The organism is Streptomyces sp. NPDC002853 (assembly GCF_053591915.1).
This window is the reverse complement of the sequence record NZ_JBSFUS010000004.1, coordinates 465,351-482,961: the sequence shown is the minus strand read 5'-3', so window position 1 is coordinate 482,961 and position 17,611 is coordinate 465,351. Positions and strand designations below refer to the sequence as shown.

General features: G+C 71.0%; 17 protein-coding genes. 7 read left to right on the top strand and 10 right to left on the bottom strand.

The window, feature by feature from the left end; translation table 11 throughout:
• Positions 1-50 precede the first annotated feature (50 nt).
• Both ACWD02_RS13475 and ACWD02_RS13470 read left to right on the top strand, forming a co-directional pair.
• The gene (locus ACWD02_RS13475) at positions 51-446 is read left to right on the top strand and encodes a cupin domain-containing protein (protein ID WP_451208702.1); all 396 of its coding nucleotides are present in this window, start codon (positions 51-53) and stop codon (positions 444-446) included.
• A gap of 86 nt (positions 447-532) precedes the next feature.
• Positions 533-781, top strand: a complete 249-nt coding sequence (locus ACWD02_RS13470) for a holin (protein WP_451208700.1) — start codon at positions 533-535, stop codon at positions 779-781.
• Here the strand turns inward: ACWD02_RS13470 and abc-f are convergent.
• From abc-f to ACWD02_RS13450, 4 genes are all read right to left on the bottom strand, one after another.
• Positions 778-2,457: a ribosomal protection-like ABC-F family protein gene (abc-f, locus tag ACWD02_RS13465; RefSeq protein ID WP_451209221.1), complete on the bottom strand. Its 1,680-nt coding sequence runs from the start codon at positions 2,455-2,457 to the stop codon at positions 778-780. The genes ACWD02_RS13470 and abc-f overlap by 4 nt on opposite strands.
• Positions 2,454-3,467, bottom strand: a complete 1,014-nt coding sequence (locus ACWD02_RS13460) for a hemolysin family protein (protein WP_451208697.1) — start codon at positions 3,465-3,467, stop codon at positions 2,454-2,456. The genes abc-f and ACWD02_RS13460 overlap by 4 nt, the downstream gene beginning before the upstream one ends.
• Positions 3,464-4,795 carry a hemolysin family protein gene (locus ACWD02_RS13455; protein ID WP_451208694.1) on the bottom strand — a complete coding sequence of 444 codons (1,332 nt, stop codon included), beginning with the start codon at positions 4,793-4,795 and terminating at the stop codon, positions 3,464-3,466. Before ACWD02_RS13455 ends, ACWD02_RS13460 begins: the two co-directional genes overlap by 4 nt.
• Positions 4,796-4,976: 181 nt before the next feature.
• Positions 4,977-5,411, bottom strand: coding sequence for a GNAT family N-acetyltransferase (locus ACWD02_RS13450; RefSeq protein WP_451209218.1), 435 nt, complete (start codon positions 5,409-5,411; stop codon positions 4,977-4,979).
• A 139-nt stretch (positions 5,412-5,550) separates the two neighbouring features.
• Here ACWD02_RS13450 and ACWD02_RS13445 point away from each other — a divergent pair, with 139 nt between their 5' ends.
• Both ACWD02_RS13445 and ACWD02_RS13440 read left to right on the top strand, forming a co-directional pair.
• Positions 5,551-7,110, top strand: a complete 1,560-nt coding sequence (locus ACWD02_RS13445) for an outer membrane protein assembly factor BamB family protein (RefSeq protein WP_451208691.1) — start codon at positions 5,551-5,553, stop codon at positions 7,108-7,110.
• Between the two features lie 52 nt (positions 7,111-7,162).
• Positions 7,163-8,776 carry an outer membrane protein assembly factor BamB family protein gene (locus tag ACWD02_RS13440; protein WP_451208688.1) on the top strand — a complete coding sequence of 538 codons (1,614 nt, stop codon included), beginning with the start codon at positions 7,163-7,165 and terminating at the stop codon, positions 8,774-8,776.
• Positions 8,777-8,843: 67 nt separating this feature from the next.
• Here the strand turns inward: ACWD02_RS13440 and ACWD02_RS13435 are convergent, their stop codons facing one another.
• Together ACWD02_RS13435 and ACWD02_RS13430 are read right to left on the bottom strand one after the other, a co-directional pair.
• Positions 8,844-11,408, bottom strand: coding sequence for an ABC transporter permease (locus ACWD02_RS13435; protein ID WP_451208685.1), 2,565 nt, complete (start codon positions 11,406-11,408; stop codon positions 8,844-8,846).
• Positions 11,409-11,420: 12 nt separating this feature from the next.
• Complete coding sequence (locus tag ACWD02_RS13430) at positions 11,421-12,290, bottom strand: ABC transporter ATP-binding protein (protein ID WP_451208682.1); 870 nt, start codon at positions 12,288-12,290, stop codon at positions 11,421-11,423.
• 207 nt (positions 12,291-12,497) lie between these two features.
• Between ACWD02_RS13430 and ACWD02_RS13425 the strand changes: the two genes are divergently transcribed.
• The 3 genes from ACWD02_RS13425 (at position 12,498) to ACWD02_RS13415 (ending at position 13,565) form a co-directional block, all read left to right on the top strand.
• Complete coding sequence (locus ACWD02_RS13425) at positions 12,498-12,725, top strand: antitoxin (protein WP_160509171.1); 228 nt, start codon at positions 12,498-12,500, stop codon at positions 12,723-12,725.
• A gap of 3 nt (positions 12,726-12,728) precedes the next feature.
• Positions 12,729-13,100: a fic family toxin-antitoxin system, toxin component gene (locus tag ACWD02_RS13420; RefSeq protein ID WP_361831402.1), complete on the top strand. Its 372-nt coding sequence runs from the start codon at positions 12,729-12,731 to the stop codon at positions 13,098-13,100.
• A 102-nt stretch (positions 13,101-13,202) separates the two neighbouring features.
• Entirely contained in the window at positions 13,203-13,565 is a 363-nt protein-coding gene (locus ACWD02_RS13415) for a VOC family protein (RefSeq protein WP_451208679.1), read from the top strand.
• A gap of 34 nt (positions 13,566-13,599) precedes the next feature.
• Here ACWD02_RS13415 and ACWD02_RS13410 read toward each other — a convergent pair whose 3' ends face one another.
• The 4 genes from ACWD02_RS13410 to bioB form a co-directional block, all read right to left on the bottom strand.
• Positions 13,600-14,271, bottom strand: coding sequence for a class I SAM-dependent methyltransferase (locus ACWD02_RS13410; RefSeq protein WP_451208677.1), 672 nt, complete (start codon positions 14,269-14,271; stop codon positions 13,600-13,602).
• A gap of 114 nt (positions 14,272-14,385) precedes the next feature.
• A complete protein-coding gene (gene bioD / locus ACWD02_RS13405) occupies positions 14,386-15,114 on the bottom strand; it encodes a dethiobiotin synthase (protein ID WP_451208674.1) in 729 nt (242 codons plus the stop codon).
• Position 15,115: 1 nt separating this feature from the next.
• Positions 15,116-16,405, bottom strand: coding sequence for an adenosylmethionine--8-amino-7-oxononanoate transaminase (locus ACWD02_RS13400; protein ID WP_451208671.1), 1,290 nt, complete (start codon positions 16,403-16,405; stop codon positions 15,116-15,118).
• On the bottom strand, positions 16,398-17,594 hold the full coding sequence (gene bioB / locus ACWD02_RS13395; RefSeq protein ID WP_451208669.1) for a biotin synthase BioB: 1,197 nt from the start codon (positions 17,592-17,594) through the stop codon (positions 16,398-16,400). The genes ACWD02_RS13400 and bioB overlap by 8 nt, the downstream gene beginning before the upstream one ends.
• Positions 17,595-17,611: the final 17 nt, after the last annotated feature.

Below are 17,611 nucleotides of genomic sequence, written 5' to 3'. Positions count from 1 at the left end.
GCTGTTCCTACCACTCACGGGGGAGGCGGCCCATGCCGGACGCTGGACCCATGAGCAACGAACCGATTCCCCTCGGCAAGGCCCTGGCCTCCTTCGACGCCCTCTGGAGCCCCCGCATCGTCACCCGCGTCAACGACTACGACGTACGCGTGGCCAAGGTCGAGGGCGACCACCTGTGGCACGTCCATGACGACACCGACGAGTTCTTCCTGGTCCTGGAGGGTGAACTGCTCATCGGCCTGCGCGAGCCGACAGGCGAACGCACGGTCACCCTTCCCAAGGGCACCGTCTTCACGGTCCCGCGCGGCATCGAACACAAGCCGTCGGCCCCGTCCGGCGCCAAGATCCTGCTCTTCGAGCCCACCGGCACCCCGACGGTCGGCGACCGCCACGACGACATCCCCTCCCACGTCGACGCGACGACGGGCCACCGCCTCGAACTCTGAGGGCGGCCCGTCGGCCTTCTGGGCAGCGGCACACAACAGCGGTATGCCAAGTGTTGACCCGTACACCACGAGAGGGTGGGCCAGACATGTGGACCGCTGGATTCTGGAAGGCCACCGCGGAGCGTGCGCTCCGTACCTTCGCGCAGTCGCTCGCCGCCGTTCTGGTCGCCGGGGCGACCACCCTCCTGGACGTCGACTGGAAGGCGGCACTGGCCACCGCGGGCATGGCGACACTGCTCGCCGTGCTCACGGCGGTCGGTGCCGCCAACGTCGGGGCGCGTGGACCCGGCCTCACGGAGACGCCGACCGCCCGCGAGGGACGGACCGCCACCTAGGCGACGGCCGGCCTCCCGGCCTGCACCGAAAGCCGCTCTCCCCGGAACCGCTCGCGCAGCCTGCGGTCGTGCGACACCACGACCAGCGTGCCGCGGTACTCCGCCAGGGCCTCGTCGAGTTCCTCGACCAGGGCGGGGGAGAGGTGATTCGTCGGCTCGTCGAGCAGCAGGAGGTCGGCCGGGCGCGTCACCAGGCGTGCGAGCGCCAGGCGTCGGCGCTGGCCCACGGAGAGCCCCCGCACCGGCACGGCCAGGTCCTCCTCGCGGAACAGACCGAGGGACAGCAGCGCTTGCGTGTGGTCCTCGGGCAGCCCCGGTAGCCCCGCCGCGAAGGCGTCGAGCAGCGGCCTCGTCGTGTCCTCGTGACCGAGGTACTCGATCTCCTGCGGCAAGTAGCCGACACGAGGGGGGAGTTGGACCTCTCCGCGATCCGGGGTCAGCGCACCGGCGAGGACGGCGAGCAGCGTCGACTTGCCCGCGCCGTTCACGCCGGTCACCAGCGTGCGCGAACCAGGATCGAGGGCCAGGCGCTCGACGGCGAGGCGCTCGCCCACCGCGACGTCCGCCAGAGCGACCGGGCGTACGAAGGGGTGGTCGCCGCCCGCCAGGCCCTCGCCGGCCGTGAAGTGCAGCGGGTCGGGCGGGCGTGGCACCGGATCGGCGCGCAGTCTGCGCAGCCGCTCGCGCGCGTTGCGCACGATCCCGGAGAGCTGCCCCTCCACCGAACGGTTGTTGCTCGCGAAGCGAGGGCTCTCGCTCATCCGCCAGCCGACCGCGATCCGCTTGGCGCCGCCCTCGGCGAGGTGCTCCTGGCGTGCGATCTCCTCGCTCCACTCGCGGTAGCGCTCCTCCCAGCGGCGCCTGGCCGTGGCGCGCTGCTCCAGATAGCCGTGCCAGCCGCCGCCGAAGCGGGCCACGGACCTGCGGTCGCCGTCGACCTCGACGATCACCTCGGCGACCCGGTCGAGGAAGACGCGGTCGTGGGTGACGGCCACGACCGTGCCCCGGTGGGCGCGCAGCCGCTCCTCCAGCCAGCCGAGTGCCTGGTCGTCCAGGTGGTTGGTCGGCTCGTCCAGGAGGAGCAGCTCGGGCTGCGGTGCCAGCACGCAGGCGAGCGCGAGGCGTGCGGACTCACCGCCGGAGAGCGAACCCAGGGTGCGCGAACGCTCCAGGTGCGGTACGCCCAGTCCGTGCAGCGCCGCGTCGAGGCGTGCGTCGGCGCGATAGCCCTCACGTGCCTCGAAGGCGGCGATGAGGTCTCCGTACGCGGCCAGTTCGGCCTCACCGGCCGAGCCGAGCGTCTGTTCCGCCTCGCGGATCCGCCGCTCCAGATCCCGGAGCTCGGCGAGCGCGTCGTCCACCGCGTCCTGCACGGTGGCGTGCGGCGGAAGGCGCAGGGTCTGCGCGAGATAGCCGGTGCCGCCGTCCGAGACGACGGCCACCTCGCCGTCGGCGGGCGCGAACTCGCCCGCCATCAGGCGCAGGAGCGTCGACTTGCCCGAGCCGTTCTCACCGATGACACACGCCTTCTCGCCGGGCCGCACCGAGAGGGAGACCCGTTCGAGCACGGGCCGCTCCGGATAGCCGTACGACACGTCGCGCAGGACCAGTTGACTCACTGTGCACTTCCCCCTCGCTTCGCGGCCACGGCCGCAAGGCTCCGGCTCCGGCCTCAGACGGGCTGACCGAACAGCTCCCGCAGTACATCCTCCATCGTGACCATGCCGGCGAGCCTGCCGTCCGAGCCGAGCACCGCCGCCACATGCGTGCGGCTGCCGCGCATCGCGGTCAGCACGTCGTCCAGCGGCGTGGTCTCCCTGACCTGGGCGATCTTCCGCATGTCCGGCACGCGGAACGGCAGATCGCGCGGCATCCGGTCGAGCGCGTCCTTGACGTGCAGATAGCCGACGATACGGCGGCCGTCGTCCACGACGGGGAAGCGTGAGAAGCCGGATTCCGCCGAAAGCCGCTCCAGCTCCTCGGGCGTCACGCCCACGCGGGCGTAGACCACGCTCTCCAGCGGCAGCACCACGTCCCTGACGGGGCGGCGGCCCAGCTCCAGGGCGTCGTGCAGCCGCTCCTGGGCGCGGTCGTCGAGCAGCCCCGCCTCGCCGGAGTCCTTGACCATCCGGGCGAGCTCGTCGTCCGAGAAGGACGCGCTCACCTCGTCCTTCGCCTCGACCCTGAGCAGCTTCAACAGGCCGTTGGCGAAGGCGTTGATCGCGAAGATCACCGGGCGCAGCGCCCGTGCGACGGCGACCAGCGGTGGGCCGAGCAGCAGCGCGGTGCGCACGGGCTCGGCCAGCGAGATGTTCTTGGGGATCATCTCGCCGAGCAGCATGTGCAGATACGTGGCCAGGGCCAGGGCGATGACGAACGACAGCGGGTGGACCAGGCCGTGCGGGACCCCGACGCCGTCGAACAGCGGCTCCAGGATGTGCGCGATGGCGGGTTCGGCGACGATGCCGAGCACCAGCGTGCACAGCGTGATGCCGAGCTGCGCGGCGGCCAGCAGCGCGGAGACGTGCCGCAGGCCCCACAGCACGCTCTTGGCGCGCCGGTCGCCGTCCTCGGCGTACGGCTCGATCTGGCTCCTGCGTACGGAGATGAGGGCGAACTCGGCGCCCACGAAGAAGGCGTTGACGACGAGGGTCGCCAGGCCGATCAACAACTGGACGGCGGTCATCGCTCCTCCTCCTGGTGGTCGTCGTGCAAGGGCGCGTGCAGCAGGACGCGGGCCGCGCGGCGGCCGCGCGCGTCCACCACGTCGAGGCGCCAGCCGCCCACCTCCAGGGTGTCGCCCTCGGCGGGGATGCGGCCGAGTTCGGTGGCGACGAGTCCGGCGAGCGTCTCGTACGGTCCGTCCGGCGTGCGCAGGCCGACGCGGGCCAGCTGGTCGGTGCGGGCCGAGCCGTCGGCGGAGTACCGCGTCCGGCCGTCGTCGTCCTTGCCGTCGGCCGCTATGTCGGGCGTCTCGTGCGGATCGTGCTCGTCGCGCACCTCGCCGACGACCTCCTCGACGATGTCCTCCAGGGTCGCGACGCCGGCCGTGCCGCCGTACTCGTCGATGACCACGGCCATCGTGCGCTTGCCGGACAGCCGGTCGAGCAGGCGGTCGACGGTCAGCGTCTCCGGTACGAGCAGGGGCTCGCGCATCAGCTCGGCCACGGGGAAGCGGGCCCGGCGCTCGGCCGGTATGGCCAGGACGTCCTTGATGTGCGCGACGCCGACGACCGAGTCGAGGTTGCCGCGGTAGACGGGGAAGCGGGACAGGCCCGTCGCCCGGGTGGCGTTCGCGACGTCCTCGCAGGTGGCCATCACGTCGAGGGCCATGACCTGGACGCGCGGCGTCATCACGTTCTGCGCGGAGAGGTCGGCGAGGTTCAGGGTGCGCACGAACAGCTCGGCGGTGTCCGGCTCCAGCGAGCCCTCCTTGGCGGAGTGCCGGGCGAGCGCCACCAGCTCCTTGGGGCTGCGCGCGGAGGCCAGCTCCTCGGTGGGCTGGATGCCGAAGCGGCGTACGGAGCGGTTCGCGGTGTTGTTCAGGTGCGCGATGAAGGGCCGGAAAAGGGCGCTGAACAGGCGCTGGGGTGTCGCCACCCGTTTGGCGACGGCCAGTGGGGATGAGATCGCCCAGTTCTTGGGGACCAGCTCGCCGACGACCATCAGGAAGACCGTCGACAGGGCCGTGCCGATGACCAGGGCGATCGACGAGGACGCCGAGGTGGGGATGCCCATGGCGCGCAGCGGGCCCGAGATCAGCTTGGCGATGGAGGACTCGGAGAGCATGCCGACGACCAGATTGGTGACGGTGATGCCCAGCTGGGCCCCGGAGAGCTGGAAGGTGAGGTTCTTGACGGCCTTGAGGGCGCCCGCGGCGCCGCGCTCACTGCGTTCGGCGGCTCGCTCCAGCTCGCTGCGCTCGACCGTCGTGAGGGAGAACTCGGCCGCGACGAAGACGCCACAGGCCAGTGAGAGCAGCACCGCCACCAGGAGCAGGAGCACTTCGGTCATCGGGTCACCTCCGTCCCATGATCGGGCAGGGACCGGGGGAATGCGCGATGTCGGGTACTGGGAGGCTCGCCCATGGGCGGACGCTCACACCTTTCGTAGACGTTCGAGTGGTCCGTCCATATTAAAGGACCAGCAAAGCCCACTCCTGCGGACCGCGTACGGGTACCCAGCGCTCGGCCCCTCAGTCGAGGAGGTGCTTCACCCAGCGGCTCCACTGCGGCTGGGGCGCGTAGCCCGCGGCGTGCCACGTGTGATGGGCCTGTTCGTTGCGGTCGAGGACCATGGCGTCGCCGCGCCGCCCGCCGAGGCCCACGAAACGCTCTTCCGCCGCGGCGAGCAGTGCCGAGCCGATGCCCTGACGGCGGTGGTCCGGGTGCACGGCGAGGCGGTAGAGGTGGCAGCGCCAGCCGTCGAAGCCGGCTATCACGGTGCCCACGAGGAGGCCGTCGCGTTCCGCGAGCAGCAGGGCGTCGGGGTCGCGGGCGACCAGGCGCGCCACTCCGTCGTGGTCGTCGCTGACGCTCGTGCCCTTCGCGGCTTCGCGCCAGAACCGCAGTACGCCGTCGATGTCCGAAGGAGTCGCGCGGCGGATGTGGAGATCACTCATGGGGGAGATGTAAGCAGTGCGGCCGCCCGCCGAGCGAGTGGTTTCCGGCGTCCGCTGATGCCCTCCGGGTCGTGGCGGAAACCTGCGGTGGAAACTTTTTCTAGAAAATGTCTCTAGAAAGAGCGATGCTTGGTCCAGAATCTCGTTCATGGTCAATCGTGAGTCCGAGCCGGTGCATCAGCCCGTGCCCGGTAACCCCTACGTCCAGCCGGCGCCCCCGGCGGGCACCACGCGAAAGCTCCGCCTCGCCCTTGGCGCCGGTGCCCTCGCCCTGGTCCTGATCGGTGTGGGCTTCTACGCCGTCACGCAAGCGGACGGGGACGGGAAGGGGAGCGGTTCCCGTGAGCCCGTCGCCGGGCAGACACAACAATCGCCGGACGGCGGGCCGGAGTCGGCGGACCCGGACGCGGACTCCGATGCGAAGGACGACGGATCGGCCGCCGTGATCGACGTCAACGCGGGGCGCAAGGCCGGTGAGGCCAAGGCCTGGGTCGCCATGAACGACATCAAGCTGCCGGGCAAGGGCGCCCAGCTCCTCGACCTCTGGCACGTCCCCGGGATCGTGGCCCAGGCCGAGCACGACGAGGTCACCGGATACCGGACCAAGGACGGCTCGAAGGCGTGGTCGGTGCCGCTGCCCGGCACGGTGTGCGACACGCCCGTGAACCCCACACCGGACGGCAAGGTCGTGGTGGCGTACACGAAGAAGAAGTCCGAGCGGAACTCGTCGTGCGACCAGCTGCGGATGATCGACCTGAGGACCGGCGAGAAGGGCTGGCACAAGGAACTCGTCGACGGCGGCTTCTGGGACGCCACCAGCGCGACGCACGTCTCCATCACGGGCAGCACCGTCCTGGTCGACCAGAGCGCCACCATGCGCGCCTACCGCATCGGCGACGGCAAGCGGATGTACACCACCGAGCGGGAGCGCAAGGGCGGTTGCTCGCTCGACGGCGTCGCGGGCGGCTCGCGGCTGCTCCAGGTCGAATCCTGTCAGCCGGGCAGCCCCAACACGCACGGCAGGCTCAAGATGCTCGACCCCCGCACCGGCGACGTCGAGTGGAGCTACCGGACGAAGAAGGGCTGGAGCATCCAGAAGGTCTACTCCGTCGACCCCGTCGTGGTCGCCGTCCGAAATCGCGACGACATGGACAAGTGGGCCGTCGTCGCCGTCGACGACAAGGGGGACCAGCGCTCCTGGATCGACATGGGCAAGGGCCCGTACGACTTCGAGATGTGCGCGGGGGCCGGGGACTCCGGCGAGGGCGTGCAGAACTGTCCTGGTGGCGTCGCCGACGCGGACACCTTCCACCTGGCGAGCGAGCCCAAGGACGGCGTCATCGGACCCAACAAGATCGTCGCCTTCGACCTGCGCACGGGCAAATCCAAGTGGACCGGTTCGGTCGAGGGCGGGCGGCAGATCACGCCGGTCGCGGCCGCCGGTGCGGGCAAGCCCGGGGTGATCGCCTACGTGCAGGCGCAGGGCGGCAAGAGCGGCCGGACCGTGCGGTTCGGCCCCGACGGCGGCAAGCCCGACGTGCTGCTGCGGCACACCTCGTCGGCCCAGAGCATGGAGTCGGCGATGTACGCCGGCCACACCCTCTACGCCGACAAGCGGTTCTTCGTGGCCCCTACGCGCCTGGACGGCAAGAGCCATGGCGGCAAGGGCGAGGAAGGCAACGCCCGCATGCTCTCCTTCGCCCGGTGAGGCCCCCGGCCGAGCAGCACACCCCCTACCCTCAGCCAGCAGTGGAGCCACGATGACGCAGCCGCCCCCCGAACAGCCCCCGCAGCACCCCCAGGGCCCCGTACCCGCGCAGGGAGCCTTCGGCCCGCCCCCGCAAGGCGCCTTCGGACCGCCGCAGCAGGGGCAGACCCCGGGCTTCGGCCCGCCCGTCGCCCCGCCGCCCAGCGGCTTCGGCCCCCATCAGGCCTACCGGCCGATACCGGCGCCCACCCCGCCGCCGGGCTCACGGGGCCCCGGTCGCCGGACCGCGATCGTCGTCTCCGTCGTCGCCGCGATCGCCCTGATCGTCGGCGGCGGCGTCTGGTACGCCACGACGTCCGGCGACGGCTCGAAGGACAAGACCGCGGCCAAGCCGGGCGGCGACAGTACGGCACCCGCGTACGAGAAGCCCAAGGAGAGCGTGCCTGCGAACCCCAAGGCCTTCTTCTCGACCAAGGCCGTGCAGCCCAAGTTGCCCAAGGGGGATACCACTTGGAAGGCGCAGGGGTCCTGGCTCACCGACAAGGTGTACGCGAAGGCATCGGTCGAAGCGATCGTCGGCGTCGACGCCACTTCGGGGAAGCAGCTCTGGCGCCTGCCGAAACCGGGGGAGTCGTGCGCGGGCTCACCGGACGTCGGCAAGGACAACATCGCCGTCGTCGTCACGGGGGCGAAAGTGCACGACGACAAGGGCAACAAGGCCGCGTGCACCGAGATCACCGCCTTCGACGTGGACAACGGCGACAAGCTCTGGAGCAAGTCGCTCACCATCGGCTACCAGAAGGAGAAGACGGAGTTCAACCAGGTCACCATCAGCGGTGACACGGCCGCCGTCGGGGGCCTCTACGGCGGCGCGGCCTTCGACCTGCGCAGCGGCGACGTCCTGTGGGAGCCGAAGCAGGGGGACAAGTGCCGCGACGTCGGCTACGCGGGCGGCGAGCGGCTCGTGGCGGTCCGCTCCTGCGGTGACTACGGATCGGAGCGCTTCCAGGTCCAGCTCCTCGACCCGGCCACGGGAAAGTCGAAGTGGACCCACAAGCTGCCCGCGGGCGTCCGCGGCCCCAGCGTGGTCTCCACCGATCCCGTGGTCGTCGCCCTCGACTCCGGTGAGATCACCTCGTCGGGCGCCACGGACGTCTTCTCCCTCGGCGAGAAGGGCGATCGGCGTACGAGGATCGCCCTCGCGGACGGCAAGTACCTGCACAAGTGCGGCACCGTCGCCGTCGTACAGGACTGCCGCGGCATCGTGGCGGGCAACGGCAAGCTCTACGTCCCCACCGAGCGGCGCGACGGGGCGAAGGAGTACTCGTCGACCAACGACATCGTGGTCTTCTCCCTGGCCACGGGAAAGACCACGGGCGAGAAGGTGGAGGCGGGCGACAGCTCACCCATCTTCCCGATCCGCATGGACGGCGGGAACGTACTCGTCTACAAGAGCGGCCCCTACGCGCAGGTCGTCTCCCTCGACGGCAGGGACCTGAAGAAGGAGAAGGTGCTGCTCGACGCAGGCACCCGGCCGACCGCGCTGCCGCCCCTGATCTCCGAAGTGCGCTTCCGTGCCAACAAGCTGTTCCTCAGCTCCGATCTGCTCGCCCAGTACTCCGCGGGCAGGGAAACCATCATGATGTTCGGCTTCGCCGCCAAGTAGGCCGCACCGCCCGGTCGCAACTTCATCCGCGACCGGGCGGTGCGGCAGGTCGGCACACCGCGACACCTCACTCGTGCGCGATGGCCGCGAGCACATTCATGCGTGAGGCACGCAGCGCGGGCAGCAGGGCCGCGGCCAGGCCGACGACCACCGAGCCGATGAGCACCGCGATCACCGTCGTCCAGGGGATCGCGAACGCGGTCATGCCTTGCAGCGCGAGCACCTGTTGGGCAGCGACGCCCCACACCAGGCCGAGGGCGAGCCCCAGGAGCGCGCCGAACACCGCGATGACCACCGACTCCAGGCGGATCATCCGGCGCAGCTGCCGCCGGGCGAGGCCGATGGCGCGCAGCAGGCCGATCTCGCGGGTGCGCTCGACGACCGACAGGGCAAGGGTGTTGACCACGCCGAGGACCGCGATGACGATCGCCAGGCCGAGCAGCGCGTAGACGAGGTAGAGCATCACGGCGATCTGCTCGCGGATCAGTTCCTTGTAGTCGGCCTGGTCGCGGACCTGCACCTGCGGGTACGGGTCCAGCGTCTTCTCCAACTGGTCGCGCAGCGTGTCGGCATCCGTGCCCGACGCCGCGTTCACGTACAGCGCGGAGTCCTGGCCGCCCGGCACGAACTCCTCGACGGTCTCCATGCCGAAGTAGATCCCGCCCTCGACGCCGAACCCCTCGGCTCCCGGCTGGTCGGTGAGCGCGCCCACCGTCAGTTCCGTCTTGCGCCCGCCGGGGAACTCCACGGGCAGCTTCGAGCCCGTCCGGACCTCGTGGTCCCGCGCGAAGTCCCGCTGCATGGCGATGCTTCCGGGCGCGAGCGCCCGTGAGGTGTCGCCGTCCACATAGGTGACGCGGGCCACGTCGTCGAGGCGTGGGTCGTAGCCCGCCGCGGTGGTCTCCACGCTCTTGCCGTCCGGCATGGACACCTTCACGGGCGTGAACCGCTGCCGCACGACGAGTCCGGCGCCCTGCGTGTCCCGCACCTTCTCGGTGATCTCCTGCGAGAAGGGCATGAAGTTGCTGTTCTGCACGACGAAGTCGGCGCCCAGCGTTTTGTCGATCTGTTCGTCGAACGACTTGGTCATCGACGCGCTCGCCACGGACATGCCGCTCACCAGGGCGAGGCCCACCATCAGTGCGGCCGCCGTGGCACCCGTACGGCGCGGGTTGCGCAGCGCGTTGCGCTGGCTCATCCGGCCGACCGAGCCGAACAGGGCGGGGAAGGCACCGCCGAGCACCCGGATCACCGGACGGACGAGGAGCGGTCCCGCGATCACGGTGGCGACCAGGGTCAGGACGAGACCCAGACCGAGCAGGGAAGCCGCCGACGCGGTCTCCTGCGCGGTGGCACAGCCCACCAGGGCGGCGGCTCCCGCCGCCCCGACGAGCGCGCCGACCGTCGCGCGGATCTTCAACGGCCGCCCCACGCCCGCTATCTCCGCGTCGGCGAGCGCGGCCATCGGCGACACCTGTGCCGCACGCCGCGCCGGGAGATACGCCGCGACGAACGTGACGCCGACCCCGACGACGTACGAGGCCACGGGAGTTCCCCACCCGACGACCATCTCGGTGGACTTCAGGTTCATCCCGAACAGGCCCATCAGCTCGATGAGCCCGGCCGCGAGGCCGATCCCCGCCGCGAGACCGACCGTGGAGCCGACCACGCCCAGCAGGACCGCCTCGGTGAGCACGGAGCGGCGGACCTGCCTGCGGTCGGCGCCGAGGGCGCGCAGCAGGCCGAGTTCGCGGGTGCGCTGCGCGATCAGCATCGAGAAGGTGTTGACGATCAGGAAGATGCCGACCAGGACGGCGATCCCGGCGAAGCCGAGCATCACGTACTTGATGACGTCCAGGAAACCGCCGAGTTCGGACGCCGCCGACTCGGCCTGTTCGTCCGCGGTCTTCAGGTCGTAGCCCGAGCCGAGCTCGGCGGCGACACGACGCTTCAGCTCGGTGTCGCTCACGCCGGGGGCGGCGTCCACCGAGATGCCCGTCACCGCGTCCTTGTCGCCGAGTAGCTCACTCTGGGCGGTCGCCGTGTCCAGGTAGACCAGCGCGGCGCCGGGGTTGGTGGTGGTGAAGGTGACGATGCCGACGACCTTCACCTTGAACGAGCCGGGCGCGGCGAGCACCGTGAGGGTGTCGCCGATCCGCACGTCCTTCTTGTCGGCGGTGTCCTTGTCGAGCAGCGCCTGGTCCTTGCCGCGAGGGGCGTGTCCCGAGGTCAGATCCACCGGGCTGCGATCGTTGGGCGCCCAGTTGGTGGCGATGGTGGGGGCGCCCGTGGTGGAGCCGACCGGGTCGTTCTCGCCGTCGACGACCGTGATGTTCTCGACGGCCGCGTCGACACGGGTCCGTGCGACCCCGTCGATCCCGGCGACGCGGTCGGCGAGTTCGGCGGGGATCGTCGGTGTCCGGCCCGACGGCACGGCCTCTTCGAGGTCTTCCTTCGGCTCGACGGTCACGTCGGCGGACGTGGAGGCGAAGAGCCGGTCGAAGGTGCGGGCCACCGTGTCCGAGAAGATGAGGCTGCCCGCGACGAACGCCACCGAGAGGATCACGGCGAGCGCGGAGAGCAGCAGTCGTCCCTTGTGCGCGAGGAAGCTCCTGAGCGTCGCCTTCAGCATGTCCGCGACGCCTCAGTCCTGGTCCGGCTTGCTGTCGATGTCGACGCCCCGGCCACCGTCGACGTCTTTGCCGCCGTCGGCGCCGGGCGGGCTCTCCTGGGGCAGCGCGTGGATCACGTCGAACCGTTTGAGGCGTTCCAGGACCGCTTCGGCCGTCGGCCGCGGCATCTCGTCGACGATGCGGCCGTCCGCGAGGAAGAGCACCAGGTCGGCGTGGGCTGCCGCGCCGGGATCGTGGGTCACCATGACGACGGACTGCTCCAGCTTGTCGACGGCCTCGCGCAGGAAGCCGAGCACTTCGAGGCCCGCGCGCGAGTCGAGGTTGCCGGTCGGTTCGTCCGCGAAGATCAGCTCGGGGCGCGAGGCGAGCGCCCGCGCGCAGGCCACGCGCTGTTGCTGGCCGCCGGAGAGCTGGGCGGGCCGGTGCTTGAGGCGGTCGCGCAGGCCGAGCGTCTCGATGACGTGGTCGAGCCACGCGCGGTCGGGGCGCTGGCCCGCGATGTCCATGGGCAGCGTGATGTTCTCGGCGGCGTTCAGGGTGGGGATGAGGTTGAAGGACTGGAACATGAATCCGATGCGGTCCCGGCGCAGTTGCGTCAGCTCCCGCTCCTTGAGCCCGGTGATCTCGGTGTCGCCGAGCCACACCTGTCCCGCGGAGACCGTGTCGAGCCCGGCGAGCAGATGCATCAGCGTGGATTTGCCCGAGCCGGACGGGCCCATGACCGCCGTGAACCGGCCGCGTGCGATGTCCACGTCGACCGAGTCGAGGGCGAGCACCGTGGTCTCGCCGGAGCCGTACGCCTTGGTCAGGCCGCGTGCTCGCGCGGCGACCTCGGCGGGCTCCGCGAGCCCCGTGGCCGATGCCGAAGCAGGTGTGGACAAGGCCGCCTCCTGGGTCGTGGCCGCTCCAACTCCCGTAATCCTGCCGAGAGTAGAGGGTCGGGGCGGGCGCGGGTATCCCTCCAAGGTCGTGAACCGCAGACGTATGTAAGGGGCACGGGGAGAAGGTCCGCGTGTGCGCCTTTGCGCCCTTCCGCGCTCTCCCGCGCCCTCTTGCCGGTGCTAGCGCCCCAGCGCTAGCTTGAAGGCATGGCGAAGACCCAGCTGAACGTGCGGGTGGACGAAGGCACCGCCCGGGCCGCGCGCGAGCGAGCGCTCGCCCGCGGGATGAGCGTGAACCGCTACATCGAGGAACTGGTCAAACAGGACGCCGGCGAGATCGGCCACACCTTTGTCGAGGCTGCCGCCGACTTCATGAAGCAGTACGAATCCGTGTTCGCCGAGGAGTTCGGTGCTGAGCGCGAGGGTCGTCGTTAGCCCTTGAACCTCAGAATCGATCTTGCGTGGCTGTTGATGATCGCCGAACACAAGACGCCCGGAGACCCGCAGGTCACCGACTGGGGTGCCCTGGTGGCCGCCGTCAGCCGGCACGAGGCGGAGATCTTCGGGGTGCCCGTCTACGAAAGCCCGCACGACCGAGCCGCCGCCCTCCTGCAGGTCCTTCTGCACATCCCCGCCCTGGAACGCTCCAACGCCCTCTTCGCCTCGTCCGTCGCCTACGCCTATCTGGTCGCCAGTGGCATGAAGGTCGTCACCTCGCCCGAGCAGGTGCGCGAACTGGCCCGCCTGGTGAAGGAGGACGGGGCGAGCGTGCGCGCCATCGCGGACGAACTGCGCAAGTGGAGTCTGTAGCCGCGCAGCTCCCGCGAGCCGGCCGGATGCCGAGGCGGGGGCCAACGATCATGCGGCGGGGATAGGTTCGGCGGGGAAGAGCCGCACTCCAGGAGGACACCCATGCCTGCCGCCATCCAGCCGATGATCATCACCCCGGACATCGACCGCCTGCTGCGCTTCTACCAGGAGCTGCTCGGCGCCAAAGAGGTGTCGAGGACGCCGGAGGAGGGGCCCGCGTTCTTCGTGGACCTGCGCATCGGCGACGCGGAGCTCGGTGTCGTCTCGGACCCGAGCGTGCCGCTCGACACACCGCAGCGCATCCTGCTGAGCGTGGCGGTGGAAGCCGTGGACGACCTCCTCGCGAGGGTGGAGTCCCTGGGCGGCGAGGCGCTCGGGCCGGCCAACGACATGCCGTGGGGGCAGCGGGTCGCGCACATCAAGGACCCGGACGGCAACGCGGTCAACCTCACGCAACTGATCTGACATCCGCCGGGCGCCCCGGCTTCCGCCCCCGACGTCAGTCGCTCTCCGGCCGCCGGGCCGTGCCGAGCACGCAGTAGGAGGACGGCAGCCGCGGGCCCTTCGGGGGCACCAGCAGGCTCCTGTACGGGCCGATCTCGAAGCCCGCCGTACGCAGCGCGCCCAGGGTGTCCCGCGCGACATGACAGCCGCCGAAGAGCAGCGGCCAGACCGTGCGGTCCAGGACGCGCTGCGTGACCGCCATCGCCGCGCCCGGAGCCACGCCGTGCTCGAAGAACCGCAGCTCGCCGCCCGGCCGCAGGACGCGCCGCAGCTCGGCGAGGGCACGGGGCACGTCACGCACGCTGCACAGCACCAGCGAGGCCACTGCGCCGTCGAAGGCCTCGCTCTTGACGGGCAGAGCCTCAGCGGCGCCGGGCACGACGTCCACCGGCACACCGGCCCGCACGGCCGCGTCCACGGCCAACTGGCGCAAGGTGCGCTCCGGTTCGATGGCCACGACCTCGGAGACCGCCGCCGGATAGTGCGCGAAGTTCAGTCCGTTCCCCGCGCCGACCTCGATCACCCGGCCGGAGAGACCGGCGAGCAGCTCCTTGCGGTGCGGCGCGATGATGCGCTCGGCGGCCACGCTCTGGCGGGCGTAGAAGCGGGCGAAGACAGGATGATGCACCGCGTCCCGGGACGCGGACCTGGCGGAGCGAGGCGACATGAACCCTCCTCGGCGGGACGACCGGACACCGCAATGGTGCCCCGGCAGCGCCCCTTTCCCCCCTGCCGGGACCCGCGAGTCCCGGCAGGTACCCGAACGGGAGCCACCGCGGTTTCAGGCTCCCCGCGCCGCCTCACGGGTCGTGAACGCCGCACTGCTCCACGTTCCCCCGAGCTCCGGGCCGAGCCACGTCCCGGCCCTGGCGCGGAAGTCGTCGGGCGCGAGCGATGCCGCGCCCTCCGGTACCGCGCCGAGCAGGGGGGCGCCCGCGCACCGCGGCAGGTCCGCGACGTTGCAGCGTGACGCGAGGTCCGGTGCCGCGGGCCAGCTGCCGATCGTCACGCCCAGCGGGGCGAGTTCACGCGCCCGCAGGGCCTCGGCCGTGAGTTCCGTCGTGTTCAGCGTGCCGAGGCCCGCCGTCGCGACCACCAGGACCGGAGCCGACAGGAGGCGCGCGGCGTCGGCGAGGGTGGCGCCCTCGTCGTCGAAGTGGACCAGCAGGCCGCCCGCGCCCTCGATCAGGACCAGGTCGTGGTCGGCCGCCAGCTTCTCCGCCGCCGCGGCCACCTCGTACGGCCGGACCTGCGCCATGCCTGCCCGCCGGGCGGCGGTGTTCGGCGCCAACGGCTCGGGGTAGCGGGCGAGTTCGAGGGTGGTGATCGCCTTGCCCGCGAGCCGCGTCACCTCCTGCGCGTCGCCCGGCTCGCCGGGCGCCACCCCCGTCTGCGCGGGCTTGAGCACCGCGACGCTGCGCCCCGCGGCGAGCGCGACGACGGACACCGCCGCCGTCGTCACCGTCTTGCCGATCTCGGTGCCGGTCCCGGACACCACGATGAACGTCATCTCAGCCCTCCTTCGCTGCCGCGCACACCGCGCGGCCGATCCGTGCCACGTCGTCGTCGCCCGTGATGAACGGCGGCATCGTGTAGATGAGGTCACGGAACGGCCGCACCCACACCCCTTCGCGAGTCGCGGCGCGGGTGGCCGCCGCCATGTCCACGCCGTGGTCCAGCTGTACGACGCCGATCGCGCCGAGCACGCGTACGTCCCGTACGCCCGGCAGCTGAGCCGCCTCCGCCAGCGAGCCGCGCAGACCCGCTTCGATGCGCTTGACCTCGGTCTGCCAGTCCTGCCCGAGCAGCAGGTCGATGGAGGCCAGGGCCACCGAGGCGGCGAGCGGGTTGCCCATGAACGTCGGGCCGTGGGCAAGGACCGGAACCTCGCCCTGAGAGATGCCGTCCGCGACCCGCGAGGTGCACAGCGTCGCCGCCAGCGTCAGATAGCCGCCGGTCAGCGCCTTGCCCAGGCACATCACATCGGGTGTGACCGCCGCGTGGTCCGCGGCGAAGAGCGCACCCGTGCGGCCGAACCCCGTGGCGATCTCGTCGAACACGAGCAGCACGTCGTGCTCGTCGCAGGCATCCCGCAGCACCCGCAGATAGGCGGGGGAGTGGAAGCGCATGCCGCCCGCGCCCTGAACCACCGGCTCCACGATCACACCGGCCAGCTCGTCGGCGTGGCGCCCGATGACCTCGCGCAGATGGTCGGCGTAGGCATCGTCGTACGACTCGAAGCCCGCGGGGGGCATGTCGGCGAACAGTTGCTGGGGCAGCGCTCCCTGCCAGAGCTCGTGCATGCCGCCCTCGGGGTCGCACACCGACATGGGCTGCCAGGTGTCCCCGTGGTAGCCGCCGCGCCAGGTCAGCATGCGCCGCTTGGCCGGGCGGCCGAGCGAGCGCCAGTACTGCAGGCACATCTTGATCGCGACCTCGACCGACACCGAGCCGGAGTCCGCGAGGAAGACATGCTCGAGGCCCTCGGGAGATATGTCGACAAGGCGCTTCGCCAGGCGGACGGCGGGCTCATGTGTGAGCCCGCCGAACATGACATGGCTCATCCGGTCCAGCTGGCCGCGCACCGCGTCGTTGAGCACGGGGTGGTTGTAGCCGTGGATCGCCGACCACCAGGAGGACATGCCGTCCACCAACTCGCCGCCCTCGCCCGCGAGTCGCAGCCGCACACCGCTCGCCGCCTCGACCACCAGGGGCTCCTGGCGGCCGGGCATGGGGCCGTACGGGTGCCACACATGACGGCGATCGAGGTCGAGCAGTTCGGGAACGGAGAGGTCAGGCATTGGGCGCCAGATCCGTTCCCGCGCCCCGACGGCGTACCGCGACCAGGTCCGTGCGCGCCTCGGACGTCTCGTCCTCGGGGATCTCGGCCGGTACCGATGCCGCCTCCGGCTCCGAGGAACCGCACGGCCCGCAGCCGCCCCCGGCCTCGCCGTGCGACCCGCACCCCGCAGCCGCGACGGCGTCCGCGCGGTGCTCCGGCAGCGTCACCGTGTCGGTGCCCTCGACCTCGAAACCGGCGTCCGCGATCATCTCCAGGTCGGTCTTGCCGGCCTGGCCCTCGCTGGTCAGGTAGTCGCCCAGGAAGATCGAGTTGGCGAGGTGAAGGGCCAGGGGCTGCATCGAGCGCAGGTGCACCTCGCGGCCGCCCGCGATGCGGACCTCCACGTCGGGGCAGACGAAACGGACCATGGCGAGGATGCGCAGGCAGCGCTGCGGGGTGAGGTTCCACTCCTTGGCCAGCGGCGTGCCCTCGAAGGGGATCAGGAAGTTGACCGGCACCGAGTCGGGGTCGAGGTCGCGCAGCGCGTAGACCACGTCCACCAGGTCCTCGTCGCTCTCGCCCATGCCCGCGATCAGACCCGAGCAGGCGGAGAGGCCCGCGGCCTGCGCCTGCTGCACCGTGTCCACGCGGTCGGCGTAGGTGTGGGTCGTGGTGATCTCGCCGTACGTGCTCTCGGACGTATTGAGGTTGTGGTTGTACGCGTCGGCGCCCGCGGTGCGCAGTTTGTCCGCCTGGCCCGCGGAGAGCAGACCGAGGCACGCGCACACCTCGACGCCGTCGTTCTGCTCCTTGATGGCTTCGATGGTCTGCGAGACCCGGTCGACGTCACGGTCGGTCGGACCGCGGCCGCTGGCGACCAGGCAGACCCGCTTGGCGCCGCCCGCCACTCCGGCGGCCGCGGCCTGCGAGGCCTCGGCGGGCTTGAGCCAGGTGTACTTGAGGATGCCCGCCGTCGAGCCCAGGCGCTGCGAACAGTACGAGCAGTCCTCCGGGCAGAGCCCCGACTTGAGATTGACCAGATAGTTGAGTTTCACCCGGCGCCCGAACCACAGCCGCCGTACCTTCCCGGCGGCGGCCACCACGTCGAGAAGCTCGTCGTCGGACGTGGCCAGCACGGCCAGCGCCTCTTCACGGGTCGGCAGCTCGCGCCGAAGCCCCTTGTCCACCAGCGTGTTCAGCAGATCCATGGCGCTGATCCTTACGC